Annotated in this window: 22 protein-coding genes; 14 read left to right on the forward strand and 8 right to left on the reverse strand. The window is 70.0% G+C overall.

Going from position 1 to position 17,243, the window contains the following annotated elements; genetic code table 11:
* The first annotated feature begins 1 nt into the window (after position 1).
* Both ACWD35_RS13205 and ACWD35_RS13210 read left to right on the forward strand, forming a co-directional pair.
* Positions 2 to 1,219: an alpha/beta hydrolase gene (locus tag ACWD35_RS13205; RefSeq protein ID WP_451351291.1), complete on the forward strand. Its 1,218-nt coding sequence runs from the start codon at positions 2 to 4 to the stop codon at positions 1,217 to 1,219.
* Between the two features lie 66 nt (positions 1,220 to 1,285).
* Complete coding sequence (locus tag ACWD35_RS13210; RefSeq protein WP_451351292.1) at positions 1,286 to 2,131, forward strand: DUF4429 domain-containing protein; 846 nt, start codon at positions 1,286 to 1,288, stop codon at positions 2,129 to 2,131.
* Between the two features lie 17 nt (positions 2,132 to 2,148).
* Here ACWD35_RS13210 and ACWD35_RS13215 read toward each other — a convergent pair whose 3' ends face one another.
* Complete coding sequence (locus ACWD35_RS13215; RefSeq protein WP_451351293.1) at positions 2,149 to 2,601, reverse strand: MerR family transcriptional regulator; 453 nt, start codon at positions 2,599 to 2,601, stop codon at positions 2,149 to 2,151.
* 95 nt (positions 2,602 to 2,696) lie between these two features.
* Here ACWD35_RS13215 and ACWD35_RS13220 point away from each other — a divergent pair, with 95 nt between their 5' ends.
* Positions 2,697 to 3,182, forward strand: a complete 486-nt coding sequence (locus ACWD35_RS13220; protein WP_451351294.1) for a GNAT family N-acetyltransferase — start codon at positions 2,697 to 2,699, stop codon at positions 3,180 to 3,182.
* Between the two features lie 19 nt (positions 3,183 to 3,201).
* Positions 3,202 to 4,023: a serine hydrolase domain-containing protein gene (locus tag ACWD35_RS13225; RefSeq protein WP_451351295.1), complete on the forward strand. Its 822-nt coding sequence runs from the start codon at positions 3,202 to 3,204 to the stop codon at positions 4,021 to 4,023.
* Here the strand turns inward: ACWD35_RS13225 and ACWD35_RS13230 are convergent.
* The gene (locus tag ACWD35_RS13230; RefSeq protein WP_451351296.1) at positions 3,989 to 4,429 is read right to left on the reverse strand and encodes an ATP-binding protein; all 441 of its coding nucleotides are present in this window, start codon (positions 4,427 to 4,429) and stop codon (positions 3,989 to 3,991) included. The genes ACWD35_RS13225 and ACWD35_RS13230 overlap by 35 nt on opposite strands.
* An 83-nt stretch (positions 4,430 to 4,512) precedes the next feature.
* On the opposite strand from ACWD35_RS13230, the gene ACWD35_RS13235 reads away from it, so the two are divergent.
* On the forward strand, positions 4,513 to 5,337 hold the full coding sequence (locus ACWD35_RS13235) for a helix-turn-helix domain-containing protein (protein WP_451351297.1): 825 nt from the start codon (positions 4,513 to 4,515) through the stop codon (positions 5,335 to 5,337).
* Positions 5,321 to 5,518: a DUF397 domain-containing protein gene (locus ACWD35_RS13240; RefSeq protein WP_451351298.1), complete on the forward strand. Its 198-nt coding sequence runs from the start codon at positions 5,321 to 5,323 to the stop codon at positions 5,516 to 5,518. The genes ACWD35_RS13235 and ACWD35_RS13240 overlap by 17 nt, the downstream gene beginning before the upstream one ends.
* On the opposite strand, the gene ACWD35_RS13245 is transcribed toward ACWD35_RS13240, so the two are convergent.
* From ACWD35_RS13245 to ACWD35_RS13255, 3 genes are all read right to left on the reverse strand, one after another.
* Complete coding sequence (locus tag ACWD35_RS13245; RefSeq protein WP_451351432.1) at positions 5,515 to 5,682, reverse strand: hypothetical protein; 168 nt, start codon at positions 5,680 to 5,682, stop codon at positions 5,515 to 5,517. The genes ACWD35_RS13240 and ACWD35_RS13245 overlap by 4 nt on opposite strands.
* Positions 5,616 to 5,831 carry a DEAD/DEAH box helicase family protein gene (locus ACWD35_RS13250; RefSeq protein ID WP_451351299.1) on the reverse strand — a complete coding sequence of 72 codons (216 nt, stop codon included), beginning with the start codon at positions 5,829 to 5,831 and terminating at the stop codon, positions 5,616 to 5,618. Before ACWD35_RS13250 ends, ACWD35_RS13245 begins: the two co-directional genes overlap by 67 nt.
* 296 nt (positions 5,832 to 6,127) lie before the next feature.
* Positions 6,128 to 7,012, reverse strand: coding sequence for a DPP IV N-terminal domain-containing protein (locus ACWD35_RS13255; protein WP_451351300.1), 885 nt, complete (start codon positions 7,010 to 7,012; stop codon positions 6,128 to 6,130).
* A gap of 489 nt (positions 7,013 to 7,501) precedes the next feature.
* On the opposite strand from ACWD35_RS13255, the gene ACWD35_RS13260 reads away from it, so the two are divergent.
* From ACWD35_RS13260 to ACWD35_RS13275, 4 genes are all read left to right on the forward strand, one after another.
* The gene (locus tag ACWD35_RS13260) at positions 7,502 to 8,398 is read left to right on the forward strand and encodes a hypothetical protein (protein ID WP_451351301.1); all 897 of its coding nucleotides are present in this window, start codon (positions 7,502 to 7,504) and stop codon (positions 8,396 to 8,398) included.
* A complete protein-coding gene (locus ACWD35_RS13265; RefSeq protein ID WP_451351302.1) occupies positions 8,395 to 8,676 on the forward strand; it encodes a hypothetical protein in 282 nt (93 codons plus the stop codon). Before ACWD35_RS13260 ends, ACWD35_RS13265 begins: the two co-directional genes overlap by 4 nt.
* Before the next feature lie 56 nt (positions 8,677 to 8,732).
* On the forward strand, positions 8,733 to 10,073 hold the full coding sequence (locus tag ACWD35_RS13270) for a hypothetical protein (protein ID WP_451351303.1): 1,341 nt from the start codon (positions 8,733 to 8,735) through the stop codon (positions 10,071 to 10,073).
* Between the two features lie 135 nt (positions 10,074 to 10,208).
* Positions 10,209 to 10,751 (forward strand): hypothetical protein, encoded by a 543-nt coding sequence (locus ACWD35_RS13275; RefSeq protein ID WP_451351304.1) that lies wholly within the window; start codon positions 10,209 to 10,211, stop codon positions 10,749 to 10,751.
* A gap of 54 nt (positions 10,752 to 10,805) precedes the next feature.
* On the opposite strand, the gene ACWD35_RS13280 is transcribed toward ACWD35_RS13275, so the two are convergent.
* Positions 10,806 to 11,780: an LLM class flavin-dependent oxidoreductase gene (locus tag ACWD35_RS13280; RefSeq protein WP_451351305.1), complete on the reverse strand. Its 975-nt coding sequence runs from the start codon at positions 11,778 to 11,780 to the stop codon at positions 10,806 to 10,808.
* Positions 11,781 to 11,867: 87 nt separating this feature from the next.
* On the opposite strand from ACWD35_RS13280, the gene ACWD35_RS13285 reads away from it, so the two are divergent.
* Positions 11,868 to 12,647 (forward strand): helix-turn-helix domain-containing protein, encoded by a 780-nt coding sequence (locus ACWD35_RS13285; protein ID WP_451351306.1) that lies wholly within the window; start codon positions 11,868 to 11,870, stop codon positions 12,645 to 12,647.
* Here ACWD35_RS13285 and ACWD35_RS13290 read toward each other — a convergent pair.
* Together ACWD35_RS13290 and ACWD35_RS13295 are read right to left on the reverse strand one after the other, a co-directional pair.
* On the reverse strand, positions 12,626 to 13,048 hold the full coding sequence (locus ACWD35_RS13290; RefSeq protein ID WP_451351307.1) for a hypothetical protein: 423 nt from the start codon (positions 13,046 to 13,048) through the stop codon (positions 12,626 to 12,628). The two genes, ACWD35_RS13285 and ACWD35_RS13290, sit on opposite strands and share 22 nt — an antisense overlap.
* 96 nt (positions 13,049 to 13,144) lie before the next feature.
* Positions 13,145 to 13,804, reverse strand: coding sequence for a pirin family protein (locus ACWD35_RS13295; protein ID WP_451351428.1), 660 nt, complete (start codon positions 13,802 to 13,804; stop codon positions 13,145 to 13,147).
* Between the two features lie 129 nt (positions 13,805 to 13,933).
* On the opposite strand from ACWD35_RS13295, the gene ACWD35_RS13300 reads away from it, so the two are divergent.
* The 3 genes from ACWD35_RS13300 (at position 13,934) to ACWD35_RS13310 (ending at position 17,200) form a co-directional block, all read left to right on the forward strand.
* On the forward strand, positions 13,934 to 15,142 hold the full coding sequence (locus tag ACWD35_RS13300; RefSeq protein WP_451351308.1) for a PucR family transcriptional regulator: 1,209 nt from the start codon (positions 13,934 to 13,936) through the stop codon (positions 15,140 to 15,142).
* Positions 15,143 to 15,231: 89 nt separating this feature from the next.
* Positions 15,232 to 16,158: an ACP S-malonyltransferase gene (locus ACWD35_RS13305; RefSeq protein ID WP_451351309.1), complete on the forward strand. Its 927-nt coding sequence runs from the start codon at positions 15,232 to 15,234 to the stop codon at positions 16,156 to 16,158.
* 10 nt (positions 16,159 to 16,168) lie between these two features.
* On the forward strand, positions 16,169 to 17,200 hold the full coding sequence (locus ACWD35_RS13310) for a beta-ketoacyl-ACP synthase 3 (RefSeq protein ID WP_451351310.1): 1,032 nt from the start codon (positions 16,169 to 16,171) through the stop codon (positions 17,198 to 17,200).
* The last annotated feature ends 43 nt before the right edge of the window (positions 17,201 to 17,243 follow it).

Below are 17,243 nucleotides of genomic sequence, written 5' to 3' on the forward strand. Positions count from 1 at the left end.
AGTGACTTCCTTCGACACCTCCCCGCAACTGAACGCCTGGCGCATGACGCTCGCGCTGGCCGTGGTGTTCGTGATGCTCGCGACCACCGGCTGGACCGCCCTGCGTACCCACCGGGAGTCGTCCGCCCTGCAGGCCTCGCTCACCGCGTGGAAGCACGGCCACGTCCACGGCCATCAGCTGCCGGACCCGGAGTCCTCCCCGGCGCGGCTCGCCCGCTTCTTCGACTCGCTCACCCCGCACGAGCAGAACCGTCTCGCCCACCGCTACGCGCTGGCGGTCGGCAACATGAACGGCGCCCCCGTCGACCTGCGCTACCGGGCCAACCACATCGCGCTGGACAAGGCCCGCAGGGTCGAGAAGAAGCGCATGCACGACAACCGGCTCAGCGCGGCCGGCCAGCAGGACGCGGGCCGCCGTATGCACCGCTACGAGGCGCTGCTGACCCCTGACCGGCAGATCCTCGCCTTCGACCCCGAGGGCTCGGGCCGGGTCGCCGAGGTGTTCGGGAACCTCGACAAGGCCGAGCGGATCTCCGTCGTCGTCCCCGGCGTCGACACCGATCTGCTCACCTTCCAGAGGACGAACCGCGAGTACAGCGCCCCGGTCGGCATGGCCAAGGCGCTGTACGCGACCGAGCGCACGGAGCGCCCCACGACCCGTACGGCCGTGATCGCCTGGGCCGACTACACCGCCCCCGCCGGGCTCGGCGTGGACGCGGCCACGGGGCTGCGCGCCGCGGAGGGCTCCCTCCGGCTGAACGCGCTGCTGCGCGCCCTGCCGGGCCGCGCCCCGGTGGCGATGGTCTGCCACAGCTACGGCTCGGTGCTCTGCGGGGTCGCCGCGCACGACATGCCGCGCCGAGTGTCCGACATAGCCGTGGCCGCGAGCCCGGGTATGCGGGTCTCCAAGGCCTCCCATCTGGGCACCTCCGCCCGGGTGTGGGCGATGCGGGACGCCAGCGACTGGGTGCGGGACGTGCCCTACCTGGAGCTGGGCGGGCTCGGGCACGGCGCCGACCCGGTGTCCTCCGGCTTCGGGGCGCGGGTGCTGTCCGCCCGGGACGCGAAGGGTCACAGCGGCTATTTCCAGCCGGGCACGGACAGCCTGCGCAACCTCGCCGACGTCGCGGTGGGGGCGTACGACGACGTGACGTGCGCGCGCGAGAACGACGCGTGCCGTGCCGGTCTGCCCGGCACCCCGGCGACCGAACGCGCGTAGAAACAGCAGGAAGTGCGGTCTGCGCGGGTGGCGACGGAGAAGCACGTGCCGCATACGATGAGCCGCATGGGTGACGTACTGGCGGGTTTTCATGCCGTCTGGGAGTTCGAGTCCGACTCCGTGCTCATCCGCTACGAACGGGGGATTCGAACACCTAAGCTCTTCCAGGCGCTGGGCGAACGGCGGATCCCGCTGCGCGCGATCGAGGGCGTGACCCTCACACCGGGCAGGCGCGGCAGCGTCGTTCTGCGGATCCAGCCACGGGCCGGCGCCGATCCGCTGATGGAGGCCGCGGCCGGGCAGCTGCGGGAGGGCACCGACCCCTACCGGCTGGTCCTGCCGGCCGAGCGGGAGACCCTCGCCGAGTACTACGCCGACGAGCTCTCGGCACTCCTCGACGAGTCCGGGGCGGCCGACCGCTATCTGGTGGCCGCGCCCGAGACGCCGCTGCACTTCAAGGCGTACGACGGCAAGGCGTCCTTCGACGGGACGTCCGTGCAGTTCCGCTGGTCGTGGACGGGCGCGTCCTCCGCCAAGTGGAAGGCGGGCGACCAGAGCTTTCCGGTGGCCGATCTCAGCGGGGTGGAGTGGCGCTCGCCGGAGGTCTTCGAGGGGCATCTGCGGCTGCTGACACGTGCGGCCGACTCCTCGGGGAACGTACAGCCGGACCAGGATCCGGCGGCGGTCGTCTTCGGGCTCGGCTACGGACCCGTGCACGAGTCGCTGCCGTTCGCCGCGGCGGTACTGGCGGCGGTCCGGACCCGGCCGACGTCCGCGGTGCCGGTGCCGGCCCGGCGGGACCCCGCCGACATCGCCGAACGGATCCGGCATCTCGGAGAGCTGCACCAGGCCGGGCTGGTCACGGACGAGGAGTTCTCGTCGAAGAAGGCGGAACTGCTGGCCGAGCTGTAGTGGCTCTTCTCGGGACGCTAACGCTCCTGCGCGTAGAAGCTGATCTTCCGGTCCAGCACCGCCAGGGTGTCGTGCAGTTCGGCGATCCGGCTCAGCACGTCCCGGCGCGTCGCCTCCAGCAGCTCCTGCCGTTCCGCGTACGTCGCCTCACCCTCCCGCACCAGCTCCGCGTACCGCACCATGTCGGCCACCGGCATGCCGGTCAGCCGCAGCTTGGTCACCAGGTCCAGCCAGTCCAGGTCACGGTTGGTGTAGCGGCGCTGGCCGGTGTGGGAGCGGTCGACGTGCGGCATCAGACCGATCCGCTCGTACCAGCGCAGCGTGTGCGCGGTCAGGCCGGTGCATACGACGACCTCACTGATCGTGTAGCGGTCCTGGCCGTCGGGGCGGGGATGCCGGGGTGGGGCGGAGCAGAGGTCGGCGGGGGTGTCGTGCTCGGTGTCCGCTGGCGTGGTCTGCATCACCGTCATAACCACACGCTATGGCCTTGGAGTGCACTCCAGGCAAGCGGTTCCGGTAAGAAAACCACAGGACGGGTTCCGGGTGCGGTCGTTAGCGTCCGCTCATGAGCCTCGTACGCCGGGCCCTGCCCGAGGATGCCGTGGAAGTGCTGCGCCTGCGCCAGGTCATGATCGACTCCGTGTTCGGGCCGAGAGGGGTGGGCGGCTCGACCGACTGGCACGCCGAGTCCCTGCCGACCCTGCGGGAACGGCTCGCGGAGCCGGACGCGAACTTCGCGGCCTTCGTCATCGACCATCCGGATCCGGACCGGCCCGGAGAGCTGGCCGCGCTGGCCGCCGGGAGCCTGGAGTACCGCATCGGCCGCGCCGGGAACCCGCACGGGCGGGTCGGGCACGTCTTCAGCGTCGCCACCGACCCGGACGCCCGACGGCGCGGATACGCGCGGGCGTGCATGGAGGAGCTGCTGGACTGGTTCCGGGAACAGGGAGCCGTAAATGTCGACCTGAACGCGTCCGAGGAGGCTGAGCCGCTGTACGCCTCGCTCGGCTTCGTACGCAAGCCCGACCCCTCGATGCGGCTCCAGCTCTGAGCCGCATAGGCTCATTGCCATGTCGTTGCAGAGCTTGGCGCTGATAGAGAGCTGGCCCGTGCCCACCGCCGCGGCGGGCGTCGTACGGGCCGACGGAACCGTCCTCGGCACCCACGGGCCCGTCGGGCACCGCTTCCCGCTGGCCTCGGTGACCAAGCCGCTGGCGGCCTATGCGGCGCTCGTCGCGTACGAGGAGGGTGCGGTCGAGCTGGACGAGCCGGCCGGTCCCCCTGGATCCACGGTCCGCCACCTCCTCGCACACACCTCCGGCCTCGCCTTCGACGAGCACCGGGTCATGGCCCCCGCCGGGGACCGCCGGCTGTACTCCAACGCCGGGTTCGAGCAGCTCGGCGACCACATCGCCAAGGCGACGGACATCCCGTTCGCCGAGTACCTGCGGCAGGCCGTGCTGGAGCCGCTGGGCATGACCTCAACCTCGCTGGAGGGCTCCCCCGCGGCGGCCGGTGTGTCGACGGTCGAGGACCTGCTGCGCTTCGCGGCGGAGGTCCAGGCCCCGCGACTGCTGGACCCGCGGACGGTCGCCGAGGCGATGACCGTCCAGTACCCGGGCACGAAGGGCGTCCTGCCCGGCTACGGCCACCAGAACCCGAACGACTGGGGGCTGGGCTTCGAGATCCGGGACGGCAAGTCGCCGCACTGGACGGGTTCTTCGTCCTCGCCGCGTACGTTCGGGCACTTCGGACAGTCCGGTACGTTCCTGTGGATCGACCCGGACGCGGGGGTGGCCACGGTCGCCCTGGCCGACCGCGCCTTCGGGCCCTGGGCGATCGAGGCGTGGCCGGCGTTCACGGATGCGGTGCTCCGGGAGCTGCGGGGCTGAGGCACTCGAACCAGACCGTCTTGCCGCTTCCGTCGGGGTATGGCGTCACACCCCAGCGGTCGGTGAACGCCGTGACGAGAAGCAGGCCGCGTCCACTGTCGGCGAGCGGGTTCCCGCTCCCCGGGACCGGCAGCCGCGGGCAGCTGTCGGAGACCTCCACCCGCACCGCGCCCGGCAGGAGCAGGAAGCAGATACCGCAGCGGCGGCCGGGCACGTGCCGGACGACGTTGGCGAGCAGTTCCGTCAGCGCCAGTTCAGCCGCGTCGGCCACTTCGGGCAGGCCCAAGCCCTTGAGGTAGAGCCGCAGAACGCGGCGCAGATGCCGTGCCGAGTGCTCGCCCAACGCGAACTCGGCACGGTAGCGCGGCTGAAAGTCGGTGGCCTGCGGGTCAGTTGCGTGATTCACATCACCAGAGTGCGACCCTCTGAGTACGCTCGGCTACGCAACGAAACGAACGCCCTGAGGCGTTGCAGGCCGGAGGTACCGCTGTGGCCAACATCCACACCCTCGACCCGACCGCATCCCCGCTCGACTACTACGGCTGGGAACTGCGCCGCCACCGCGAGGCCCACGGCCTGAACCAGGGCCAGCTCGGCGACATCATCTTCTGCACGGGCTCGCTGATCGGCCAGATCGAGACCACGAAGAAGGTCCCCACCCGCGACTTCTCCGAACGCGTCGACGCCGCCCTCGGCACGGACGGCCTCTTCTCCCGCCTGGTCGGCCTGGTCCTGCGCAGCCAACTGCCCACCTGGTTCCAGCCGTACGCGGAGATGGAGGCGAAGGCGACGTACATCTCCACGTACCAGGCGCAGTTGGTGTACGGGCTGCTACAGACGGAGGAGTACGCGCGGGCACTGCTCGGAGTCGACCACCCTGACAAGCTTGACGAGATGGTGGCAGCCCGCCTGGAGCGCCAGCGCATCCTGGGTCGCGACCAGCCACCGGCCCTGTGGGTCGTGCTGAGCGAGGCCGCACTGCTCCAGGAAGTCGGCGGCCGTGACGTCATGCGCAGGCAACTGGCTCGCCTGTTGGACTTCCGCGAGGCCCCGTGGGTGCAGATCCAGGTGCTTCCGTTCTCCGTCGGCCAGCACACGGGAATGATGGGGTCGTTCAACCTCCTCAGGTTCGACGACGACCCCGACCTGTTCTACGTGGAGAGCTACGATCAGGGCCACATGACCGCCAACCCGCAAGTGATCAAAGAGCGTTCAGTCGGTTACGCTCGCCTGCAAGCCACAGCCCTCTCGCCGGAGGACTCGACGGCACTGATCACTCGTGTGATGGAGGAACGCTATGGGGATCAGCCATGACCTGACCGGAGCCCGGTGGCGGAAGTCGTCGTACAGCGGCACCAGCGGCGGTGATTGCGTCGAGGTGGCCGACGGCTGCCCCACCGGCGCCGTCCCGGTGCGCGACAGCAAGAACTCGTCCGGCCCCGTCGTGATCGTCGGTGCGCCCGCCTGGCAGGCGTTCGTGGACGGACTCCGTTAGACCGCGGGCCGGTTTGGCCCGTAGAGATCGTCAGGGATCTCCCGGCCGTAGACGTCCTTCTTGCCCAGCTCCGGCCGGTAGCCCTCCACGTCCACGTTCAGCCGAACCCGGCGCACACGGTGCGGCGCGAGGAAGCCGTCCTCGACGGCAGGCTCGAAGCGCACGATGACGATTTGGAAAGCCGGGCGACCAGCTGAAGGGCCGGCATCGTCTTGCCCGTCCCGGTAGCCAGCACCAGCAGGATGCGGCGCTCATCGCGAGCGAGGGCACCGCTCGACGGGCCTGATGACCGGCTTCTCTGCGTTGAAGTCAATCTCTACGATGTTCCGCAACCGCACCACTACGTCCGCTCGCTGTGTTGGTGGAGTGCTGGGCTGCGTTCAGGGGCGTTCACCTGCGTTCATGGGCGGCTGGCCCGCCGGCCGAGCCTGACTTGCGGTCCCACCTGAACGGCCGTGAATGGGGCTGAATGAGACGGAAAGTGAGACGGCCCGGCGTTGCGCCGGGCCGTCTCGTGGGTGGCGTGACCTTCTGATCCGTGGCTCTGTCTGGATCGGACCCTGACGGTCATACCGGTTGCACCGCCCTGGTCAGCGGCTGGCGCTCCGGCTACTTGTTCAACCAGTCAGTGGGGGTCACGGCCTGGCCCCTGACGACCTGGAGGTTCTTTCCGTCGGCGGCGTCGACTATGTAGGTGCTGTGGGTGTAGTCGAAGTCGTCCATGGCGGAGAAGGCGATCCGGGTGCCGTCGGGCGAGAAGACGGGGCCCTGGATGCCGCTGAGCGGGGTAGTCCAGCTGCTCTGCAGCTCGGTGACGGCGCCGGTCGCCACATCGACGACACTCAAGCCGTTCTCGGTGACGTAGACGATGCGCTGCCCGTCGGGGGACCAGTCGACGGGCGTGGACAGCGCGTTGCGAGTGGTGCTGATCTGGTGCACCTCCCGGGTGGCGGTGTCCATGACCCAGACGTCCCTGCCGTACTCCCAGCCGTCGGACGTCTCATATGTGGTGGTCCTCACGAAGGCGATGCTCTTGCCGTCGGGCGAGAAGGTGCCTGCGCCGCCGGTCGTAGTGAGCACCTCCTGTCCAGTGCCGTCGCTGTTGATCCACTCCATGCCGCGCGGGCTGTCGTAGACGATCTGCTTGCCGTCCGGGGACCAGTCGGGGTGCCCGACATAGGGAGCCTCGTTGGTTTCGGGTGCGATACCCCGGACCAGAACGTGCTGGTTACTGCCATCGGCCTCGGCAACCATCAGGTTCCGGGCGTACATACAGCCCTCAGCCCGAGGAATGCAGGTGTCGGCGCGTTGGATGTACGCCACGGTGGAGCCCTTGGGAGAGAGGACGCCGTCCTCGGCGTTCTGCGCGAAGGTCCCGATGACGTCGCCGCTCATGGGGTCGAGCGAGACCAGAGCGGGAGAGGCAGAGGAATAATCAGTGGCGGTGATCTGGCCGGCCCCTGTCCCCTCTTCCGCCGCGGCGGTCCCTGCCATCGGTAGACCAGCGGCGACGACTATCCCAACGGCCAACACGGCACGCTTGAAAAGCACTTGACCCCTCCTAGGAAACCGGGAACCGGCGTTCCCGGTCCCCAGCACATGAGCGCAGCTGGATCAAGAAACGTCACAGGGCGGGGTGAGGCCCATCAGATCCTGGACCAACGCCTCAGCTTGGGAAGCTTGGGTGATTCAGGGGCGGGAACCCTGGCTTCGGCCCGGTCCACAACCGTCCCTCTGGCGGCCGGGACTGCCGCTGCGGCATCCGGCACGAAGAAACATTGCTCACGCCGCCCCCACGGCCAGGACGAAGGCCAACCATCTGGTATTCGGTACGGGCCCACTACGACGGGAAGGGCACTGCGCTGCCGTGGCGGAAAAGATGCTCAACGGTACGGTGCGGCTCAGCTTCAAAGTTGACAAGGTTTGACGCAGGGCTGATACGTACAAATTCCGGGAAGTTGGGGCGGGGTTGTGAAGGAGCTGGTGGACTTCGTGGTGATCGCCTCGGCCGCGTCGGTCCTCGCGATCGCCCTGCGGGGTCTCGGCCGCCGCCGCCCCAGGGCTTCCAGTACGACGGGCCGTTCCGTGTCGCCGCTCGTTGCGCTGGCGGTCACCACCGCGCTCATCTACGTCAACCAGGTGCTGTTCACGGTGTACGTGCTGCGCGTTCATGGCGGCGACGCGTCGTTCATCGCACGCTACCTGCCGACCGGGTGGTTCGACCTGGCCACACACAACCCCGTGCTGCGATCGCTCGGTCGTGTCTTTCCCGCGCCGGGTCTACTCGCTCCGTCCGTGCTGCGCGTGCAGGCTTTCCTGGAACTGCCCTTCGTGCTCACCGCGTTCGCGACGGTTGCGCGTTGGTTCGACGCCGACCTGTATCGGCGGATCGCCTGCTCCGCGCTGCTTCCGTTGGCATCCGTGTCGTACACAGTCGTGTTCTGTCTGGTCGAGTGGGATCTACGGAATCCCTATACGAACGATGACCTGGTCATACGGGCCTTGTCCGGCGTGATCACGCCCCTCCTCCTGGCCCGTTGGGCGGCGTGGGACGAGGGGGCGCCCCGGGCGGCCGTCTCCGTGCGGGGGCTTTTGGTGTTCATCGGGTCGCTCGGCGCCCTGGGCGTGCTCGTTCTCGTCGTGTACGACACCGCCCTGCTCTACAACCTGGGGCGCCTGGACGACCGTCTTCCGATCACGTTGGTGGCCGGTGCCGCGCTGATCGGGTTGCGCCGGGCCAGTCCGCTCCCGGTCTGTCCTCGGCCTTCGTGTGGCAGGTGCTCCGCCACTGGCTGGCGCTCTTCTTCGTGCCCGCACTGGCGTTGCGTTACGCGGTCATGTTCGGGACTCCCCAACTGGCCGCGGGAGCTGGGGCATTGATAGCTGCCGCTGCCGTTGTACTGGCCGGGCGGGACGTGATGGCGGCTTCGGGCGGAGGTTGGCGGCTCGCGCTGGTGCTGGCCGGCCGGGTCGGGGGTGCGGTCCTGGCCGGATCGGTCGCCGCGTACGGGGTCGCCGCGCTGACTCCCCCGTCGTACTACGAGGTCACGCTGCTGACGTCGGCGGCTGCGTTCTTGGTGACGGGCGTTGTGGTGTGCGGGCTCTTGGATTCCAGAGACCACGCGCACGGCGGCACCAGTGTCAGTGGTGCGAACTAGTGTGCGGGAAGTGGTCGGAACGCTTCCCTCCACACCACTGACAAAGGGAGACTCGTATGCCCGCCGGTCGCTTGACCCGCAGAAGAGCACTGCCCGTCGTCCTCCTGTCCACCGTCGCCCTGCTGGGCGCCGGGAACGCCCCGGCCGTTGCGGACAGCAGCGTCCCGCTGCCGATATCCTCGGCCTCGGACATCGTGGTGGACAGTGTCCATCAGCACCTTTTCATCAGCGACCCTGCTGACAGCAGTGTCCTGGTCACCAACTACGACGGCTCCGTCGTCACCGAGATCCCTTCGCAGTCCGGCGCGGCGGGGCTCGCGTTGTCGGGGGATTCGCGGGATTTGATCTACGTCGCGTTGCCGGATGCCAACGCCATCTCGGTGATCAACACGTCCACACTTCAAGAGATAACCCGCCGTTCCACCGGCGTCGGCATCCAGCCTCGGCACCTGGCCTTCGTGGCCGGCAAACTGTGGTTCGGCTACGACACCTCGCTTCAGGGCAAGCTCGGTTCCCTCGACCCCGCCGGCTGGTACATGGCACTCAATCAGGACGGAAGCCACTCGTGGAAGTCGGCGCCGCTCCTCGCGTCTTCTTCGGGGGCTTCAGGAATGCTGGCGGCTGGAGCCACCGGACCGAGCTCGACCGAGCTGCAGATCTACGACGTCTCGTCCGGCAGCCCGGTGTCGACGGCATACGCCTCGGACCCCGGCGGTCAGAGCAGCGGCAACCTGTCGGACATGGCCCTCACCCTCGACGGCAAGGAACTCGTCACTGCCGGTACTTCGCCCCAGTCCGCCCCGGTCCTCCGGACCTCGGACCTGAGCGTAGACGGCACTTACGCAACCAGCGGCTCACCGAACGCCGTGGCCGTCTCCCCGGACGGCAGGGTCGCCACCGGCATGGCCGGGCCGGCCTCGCCGGACCTTTCCGTCTTCCTGCCCGGCAACTCCACCGCCCTGCAGAACACCGATCTGTCCGACGACCTGGTGCCTGCCGGGCTCACGTGGGATCCGTTCGACAACCGCCTCTTCGCCCTCACCCAGCCCAGCGGCGGTGGCCCCGTCACGCTGCACGTGGAAACGCCCGCGAAGGCCGACACCACCATGGCGCTCCAGGTTCCCGCCACGGGCAAACGCGGCAAGCCGCTGACCCTGAACGGTACGCTCAGCTCGCCCATCGCCATTCCGGACGGAACTGATGTCAGCGTGACCCGCACGGACTCGGCCTCGCCCGGCGGCGTCACGGTGGGCACGGCCAGCGTCAGCAGCCTGAACACCTTCACGATCACCGACACCCCGCCGGTGGCAGGGGTGGTCACCTACACCGTCACCTACACGGGTGACTACGCCCACAACGGAACAACCGCTACAGCTACGGTCCAGGTATCCAAGTAAGCGCGTACAGCACTCGCTAACTGATCAGGGGCGCGCATCTGGTCGGCGGACCGTCGCCGGCGGGACACTGTGCTCATGGACGGAGCGGGCCAGTCGGGTGGGGCGGACCGGGCAGAGTGGGAGTTGCCGCCTGGCGTGGCGCTGTCGCTGCCCGCGACGCGCGGGGCGTTGCGTCGTTACGCGGTCCGGTCCGCGGGGATGGCTCTCACCGGGCTTGTGCCTGTCGTGGCGGGTGTGCTGGCCATGGCCTTGTCCGGACGAGCGGCGCAGTCGGGTCTGGTCGGCAACGTGCTGATCCTCCTCGTCGGCCTGGGCTTCTTACCGGCTGTCGGCGGACTGGCGGGCCTGGTCAACATCCCGCGCATGCGTCGCCTGGCGGCTCGGCATCCCTGGCGCGTGTGGGACGGTACGTATCAGGTACTGCCGCTGAGTGTCGGTCAGCCGGCTCTCCTGCCCGCCTGGGAAGGCGGGCGGGTGATGTCGGTGGTCGCCTGGCGCTGGAACTGGAGCGTGCTGGGTCCGGAGCGGGGGCCGGTCTGGTACGCCGGCGATCCCCTCCGCGGTCCTGCCCTGGCCGCGCCGCCGGGCGGGGCCGTTCTCCTGTGGGCGCGGCCCGTGCGGATGTTGCGGCGCCGGATGCAGCGCCTGGCCGACGGGCAGCCGCCCTCGGCGCCCTGACCGCACTCTCCACCTCAGAGCGTGTCCAAGATCTTCGGGTCGGCTCAGCCGGGCTCAGGAGCCTTCCGAGGCAGGGGCGTGAGCCGCTGCCGCCTGGACGGCGGGGATCAGCTCCGCCACCCGTTCGAGCTGGTCGCGCTGGGAGCGCAGGTCCAGGGCGCCGAGGCGTACGACCATGTGCCGGACGCCTGCGGCGACGTACCGTCCCAGCTGCTCGGCCACCTCGTCGGCGGAGCCGCCGACGACGGCCTGGATCTTCTCCAACTCCTCCAGCGGCATGCCGTAGTTGGCCCGCGCGTAGTCGTCCAGTGGCCGGCGGCTGCTGTCGGTGCCCTCGTCGATCCGTACCGAGACGAACAGCGCGGGCGTGATGTCCTCGGCCGCGCGTCCGGCGTCGGCCGCCGCTTTGCGGACTTCGCGGAGGCCGGACGCGTAGTCCGCGGGGTCGGGCGGGTAGGGGAGCCATCCATCGTACATCCGGCCGGTGCGGGCCAGCGCCGCGGGGGTCGCGCCGCCGAGCCAGATCGGCGGGCCGCCGGCTCGGTACGGCCTGGTCATGGGCGGGATGCCGGTGAACCGGAGGATCTCGCCGTGGAAGGAGTCGGCGCCGTCCCACAGGGCCCGCCACAGCGCGACCGTCTCGTCCAGGCGGGCGAAGCGCCGTTCCCACGGCAGCTCGGACAGCGTGTAGAGGGGCTTCCCGAAGCGGCCGGGGAAGCCCGCGCCGGCGGTCACGGTGAGCCGGCCGCCGGACAGCAGGTCGATCGACGCGAGCGACTGGGCGGTCTGGATCGGCCGCCGCAGGAACGGCAGCAGCGCTGCCGTACCCAGCGTCACGGTCTCGGTCGCCGGGGCGAGCGCGGCCAGCATCGTGAGCGCCTCGATGCGCGGGCTGAGCAGGGAGTCGTTGACGAACAGCGAGGAGAAACCCGAGCGTTCGGCGTGGCGGCCGAAGGCGACCAGCTCGCGAGGGTCGTCTGCCGGGCCCCACTGGGCGGTTCCGGTCGGAAGCAGTACACCGATGTCCATGTCGCCGATGTTCACGGACAGTTGCGGGGAGCGACAATTCCCTGCGAGGAATGGCCCGCAACCCTCCGCGGCCGTTACAACAGGCCCGTGGACTTCCCTCGTGCGCTCCGTGAACGCCGTAACCGCCGTCATCTCAGCCAGCTCGACCTGGCGCTGCGGGCGGGCACCACCCAGCGGCACCTCAGCTTCATCGAGTCCGGCCGGTCCGTCCCCGGCCGGAACATGGTCGTGCGCCTGGCCGAGTCGCTGGAACTGCCGCTGCGGGAGCGCAACGAGCTGCTGCTGGCCGCCGGGTACGCGCCCGCCTACCCCGAGAGCTCACTCGACGATCCGGCGCTGGCCCCCGTGCGCACGGCGATCGACCACATCCTCCGCGGGCACCTGCCGTATCCGGCGCTGGTGGTGGACCGGGGCGGTGACCTGGTCGCCGCGAACTCCGCGTTCGATCTGATCACCGAGGGTGCGGCGCCCGAGCTGACCGGCCCGGGCACGAACGTCTACCGTCTCGCGCTGCACCCCGACGGCCTGGCTCCCCGCATCGTCAACCTCGCGGAATGGGCGCGCCACATCCTGGTCCGCCTCGGCCCCCTGGAGGAGCTGCGCGCCGAACTCACCGGGTACGTGCCCGAGTTGGAGCCGTCCGCAGGGCTCCTCGGTTTCGCGGTTCCGCTCCGCCTGCGGTCCTCGTACGGCGAGCTGCGCCTGATGACGACGGTGACGACCTTCGCCACCGCCGTCGACGTGACCCTCGCCGAGCTGAAGCTGGAGGCGTTCCTGCCCGCCGACCCGGCGACAGCCGAGGCCCTCTCGGCCGCCGCCAGGCCAATGGCCTGTGCTGCTACGGGTCAGGCCCCCGGGAACATGTAGTCGGCCTTGATCCGGCCGTCGTCGTCAAGCACCAGCATTTCCAAGCCCCCACCCACAACGTCGCCGGTTTCGGTGGACACCGCCTCCCAGCCGAACTTGACCACGCCATGGAGGCGTACCGCGTCGGTGCGTGCCCGGAAGGTGAGTCCCATTTTCTCGACGAACCGCTCATGGCTTCGCGCCACTCGGGTCTCGATGGCGTCGTACCCCTGAGCCTCCAGGGTCGTGTGGCCGAAGCCGAGTTCCGCAGCGATCTCCCGAATCTCCGCGGGCGGCTGCAGGATGTGGGTGGCGTCCTCGGCCCACAGCCGCTCGATGGCCGCGCGGCGTCCGGCGGCGTCCGGCACTGTCCACTGAGCCATGTAGCGGTCGGCCAGGTGCTGCGGGTCGATCTCGATCATGTACATCTCCTTGCCGGGCAGGTCGCTTCGGACCAGATCCTGCGGCGCGCAGCCGAGACCGACAATTCCCTGTAGGGAATGGGCTTTTATTGAGGTTCAGCGTGCCGCCATCTCCCAGATCAGCAGTTCCGCCTCCGTCGTCGCCCCCACCGCCTCCAGCCCCTCGGCGTCGGTGATCCTCGCGGAGTCGCCCGCCCCCAGGGTCTCCCCCGCCAGCCGGACCTCCCCCCGCACCACGTGCACGTATACGTACGCCGCGTCCGGCACCGCCGTCCGCTCCCCCACCCCCAGGCGCCGTACGTGCAGCATCGCCCCCGCCGCCGGCAGGGCGTACGGCGTGGCGTCGGCGATGCCCGGGACGACGGCGTACGACGGGTCGCCGCCCGGCTCCAGTGGTGCCAGCCACATCTGGACGAAGGTCAGGGGGGCCTCACCGTCGTTGCGTTCCACGTGGCGGACGCCCGCCGCCGCGCTCAGGTGCTGGACGTCTCCCGGGCGGACCGTCGACTCGTGGCCCGTGGAGTCGCGGTGGGTCAGTTCGCCCTGGACCACCCACGTGACGATCTCGGTGTGGCTGTGCGGGTGCTCGTCGAAGCCGGCACCGGGGGCGAGGCGCTCCTCGTTGCAGGCGAGCAGCGCGCCGAAGCGCAGGTTGTCGGGGTCGTAGTGCGGGCCGAAGGAGAAGGCGTGGAGGGAGTCGATCCCGGCCTCCGGGTCGCCTCCGCGGTAGCGCTCAGCGGCGCGCCGTACGTCGATCACGGGCACCACCGTAGACCTCACGGGACCTCAGCCGTAGACCTCGCCGGACCTCAGCCGTAGACCTCGCCGGACCTCACCCGTGACCCGGCGACGCACGCTCCCGTCCCGATAAGGCAGTCTTGTCCCGTGCCCGAACCCGAATCCCACCCGACCGGACCCGCAGGCCACCACGTCGTCCATCCGCACTCCGCGACCCTGAAGCGGCTGGAGAAGTCCTCCGGGCGCCTCGCCGCGCAGGCGATCGCGCGCATGGACGAGACGCTGACCTGGTACCGGGCCATGCCCCCGGAGAACCGTTCCTGGATCGGGCTCGTGGCCCAGGCGGGTATCGCTGCCTTCACCGAGTGGTTCCGGCACCCGGACGCGCCGCAGGCGATCTCCACCGATGTCTTCGGGACCGCGCCGCGTGAACTGACCCGGGCCATCACGCTGCGGCAGACCGTGGAGATGGTGCGCACCACCATCGAGGTCATGGAGTCCGCCATCGACGAGGTGGCCGCTCCGGGGGACGAGAACGTGCTGCGCGAGGCGCTGCTCGTGTACGCCCGCGAGATCGCCTTCGCCACCGCCCAGGTGTACGCCCAGGCCGCCGAGGCACGGGGTGCCTGGGACGCGCGGCTGGAGTCGCTGGTCGTCAACGCGGTGCTGAGCGGGGAGGCCGACGAGGGGGCCGTCAGCCGGGCCGCCGCGCTGGGGTGGAACTCGCCCGACAATGTGTGTGTCGTGCTCGGGACCGCGCCCGACGGGGACAGCGAGCTGACCGTCGAGGCCATCCGGCGGGCCGCACGGCATGCCAAGCTCCAGGTGCTCACCGGCGTCCTCGGGGACCGGCTGGTCGTGATCGCCGGCGGGAACCCCAATCCGCTCGCCGTCGCCAAGTCGCTGATCGGGCCCTACGCCGCCGGGCCGGTCGTCGCCGGGCCCGTCGTGCCCGATCTGCTCGCCGCCACGCGGTCCGCGCAGGCCGCCGCCGCGGGGCTGAAGGCGTGCACCGCCTGGCAGGACGCGCCGCGGCCGGTGCTTGCGGACGATCTGCTGCCGGAGCGCGCCATCGCAGGCGATCCGAGCGCCCGCGAGCAGTTGGTGGAGGAGATCTACAGACCGCTGGAGGAAGCCGGCTCGGCGCTGCTGGAGACGCTCAGCGTCTACCTGGAGCAGGCGAGCAGCCTCGAAGGCGCGGCCCGGATGCTCTTCGTTCACCCGAACACCGTGCGCTACCGGCTCCGTCGTGTGACTGACGTCACTGGCTGGTCGCCCTCGGATGTAAGATCCGCGTTCACGCTGCGGATCGCGCTGATCCTGGGGCGTCTGGCCGATGGAGACCCTCAAGCCTAGGTTTTTGTCGGGGGCCCACAAAAGCCCCTCGTGTTCTTCGTCCCTGTCCCCACGGGCGGCCGTGCCCGTCCACAAGAGAGAGTGTGAGAGTGCTCGTACTCGTCGCTCCCGGCCAGGGCGCCCAAACGCCCGGCTTTCTGACTCCCTGGCTCGAACTGCCCGGTGCCCGCGACCGCGTCGCCGCGTGGTCGGACGCCGTCGGCCTGGACCTGGTCCACTACGGCACCGAGGCCGACGCCGACGCCATCCGTGACACCGCCGTGGCCCAGCCGCTGCTGGTCGCCGCCGGGATCCTGTCCGCCGCGGCACTCGGTGACATGTCCGAGCTCGCCCCGGGCGCCGTCGCCGGCCACAGCGTCGGTGAGATCACCGCCGCCACCCTCGCGGGTGTCCTCGACGACACCGCCGCGCTGGGTCTGGTCCGCAAGCGGGGTCTGGCCATGGCCGACGCCGCCGCCATCACCGAGACCGGTATGGCGGCGCTGCTCGGCGGCGACCCCGAGGTCTCCGTCGCGCACCTGGAGAAGCTGGGCCTGACCCCGGCGAACATCAACGGCGCGGGCCAGGTCGTCGCCGCCGGCACGCTGGAGCAGCTCGCCGCGCTGAACGAGGACAAGCCCGAGGGCGTCCGCAAGGTCGTCCCGCTGAAGGTCGCCGGTGCCTTCCACACCCGCCACATGGCGCCCGCCGTCGAGGCGCTGGCCGTGGCCGCGGCGGAGCTGGCGCCCGGCGACCCGAAGGTCGCCTACGTCTCCAACAAGGACGGCCAGACCGTCGCCACCGGCACCGAGGTGCTGGAGCGGCTGGTCGGCCAGGTCGCCAACCCCGTGCGCTGGGACCTGTGCATGGAGACGTTCAAGGCGCTGGGCGTCACCGCGCTCGTCGAGCTGTGCCCGGGCGGCACGCTGACCGGCCTTGCCAAGCGCGCCCTGCCCGGTGTGACGACGCTCGCCCTGAAGACCCCCGACGACCTCGACGCGGCCCGCGAGCTCATCTCCGAGCACGCAGGTGCCTAAGGAGCCGTAGATGGCGAATATCAAGGCCAGCAAGGGTGCCCCGTACGCGCGCATCCTCGGCGTCGGCGGGTACCGGCCGACCCGGGTCGTGCCCAACGAGGTGATCCTGGAGAAGATCGACTCGTCCGACGAGTGGATCCGTTCGCGCTCCGGCATCGAGACCCGGCACTGGGCGGGCCCGGAGGAGACGGTCGCCGCGATGGCGATCGAGGCCTCCGGCAAGGCGATCGCCGATGCGGGCGTCGCCGCCGAGCAGATCGGCGCGGTGGTCGTCTCGACCGTCTCGCACTTCAGCCAGACCCCGGCCGTCGCCACCGAGATCGCCGACAAGCTGGGCACGAACAAGGCCGCCGCCTTCGACATCTCGGCGGGCTGCGCGGGCTTCGGCTACGGCCTCACGCTCGCCAAGGGCATGGTGCTGGAAGGTTCCGCCGAGTACGTGCTCGTCATCGGCGTGGAGCGGCTGAGCGACCTGACCGACCTGGAGGACCGGGCCACGGCCTTCCTGTTCGGTGACGGCGCCGGTGCGGTCGTGGTCGGCCCCTCCAAGGAGCCGGCGATCGGTCCGACCGTGTGGGGCTCGGAGGGCGACAAGTCCGAGACCATCAAGCAGACCGTCCCGTGGGACCGCTTCCACGTTGGCGACGTCTCCACCCTGCCCCTGGACAGCGAGGGCAACGTCAAGTTCCCTGCGATCACGCAGGAGGGCCAGGCGGTCTTCCGCTGGGCCGTGTTCGAGATGGCGAAGGTCGCCCAGCAGGCGCTGGACGCGGCCGGAATCACCGCGGACGATCTGGACGTCTTCATCCCGCACCAGGCCAATGTGCGGATCATCGACTCGATGGTGAAGACGCTGAAACTGCCGGAGCATGTCACGGTCGCCCGTGACATCCGCACCACCGGCAACACCTCGGCCGCCTCGATCCCGCTCGCGATGGAGCGGCTCCTGGCGACCGGGGAGGCGAAGAGCGGTGACACCGCGCTCGTCATCGGATTCGGGGCGGGTCTCGTCTACGCCGCCACGGTCGTTACCCTCCCCTAGGCACTCCGTGCCGGATCTCGTGTCCGGTATGGGTCAAACTGCC

Source organism: Streptomyces sp. NPDC002671, assembly GCF_053592475.1.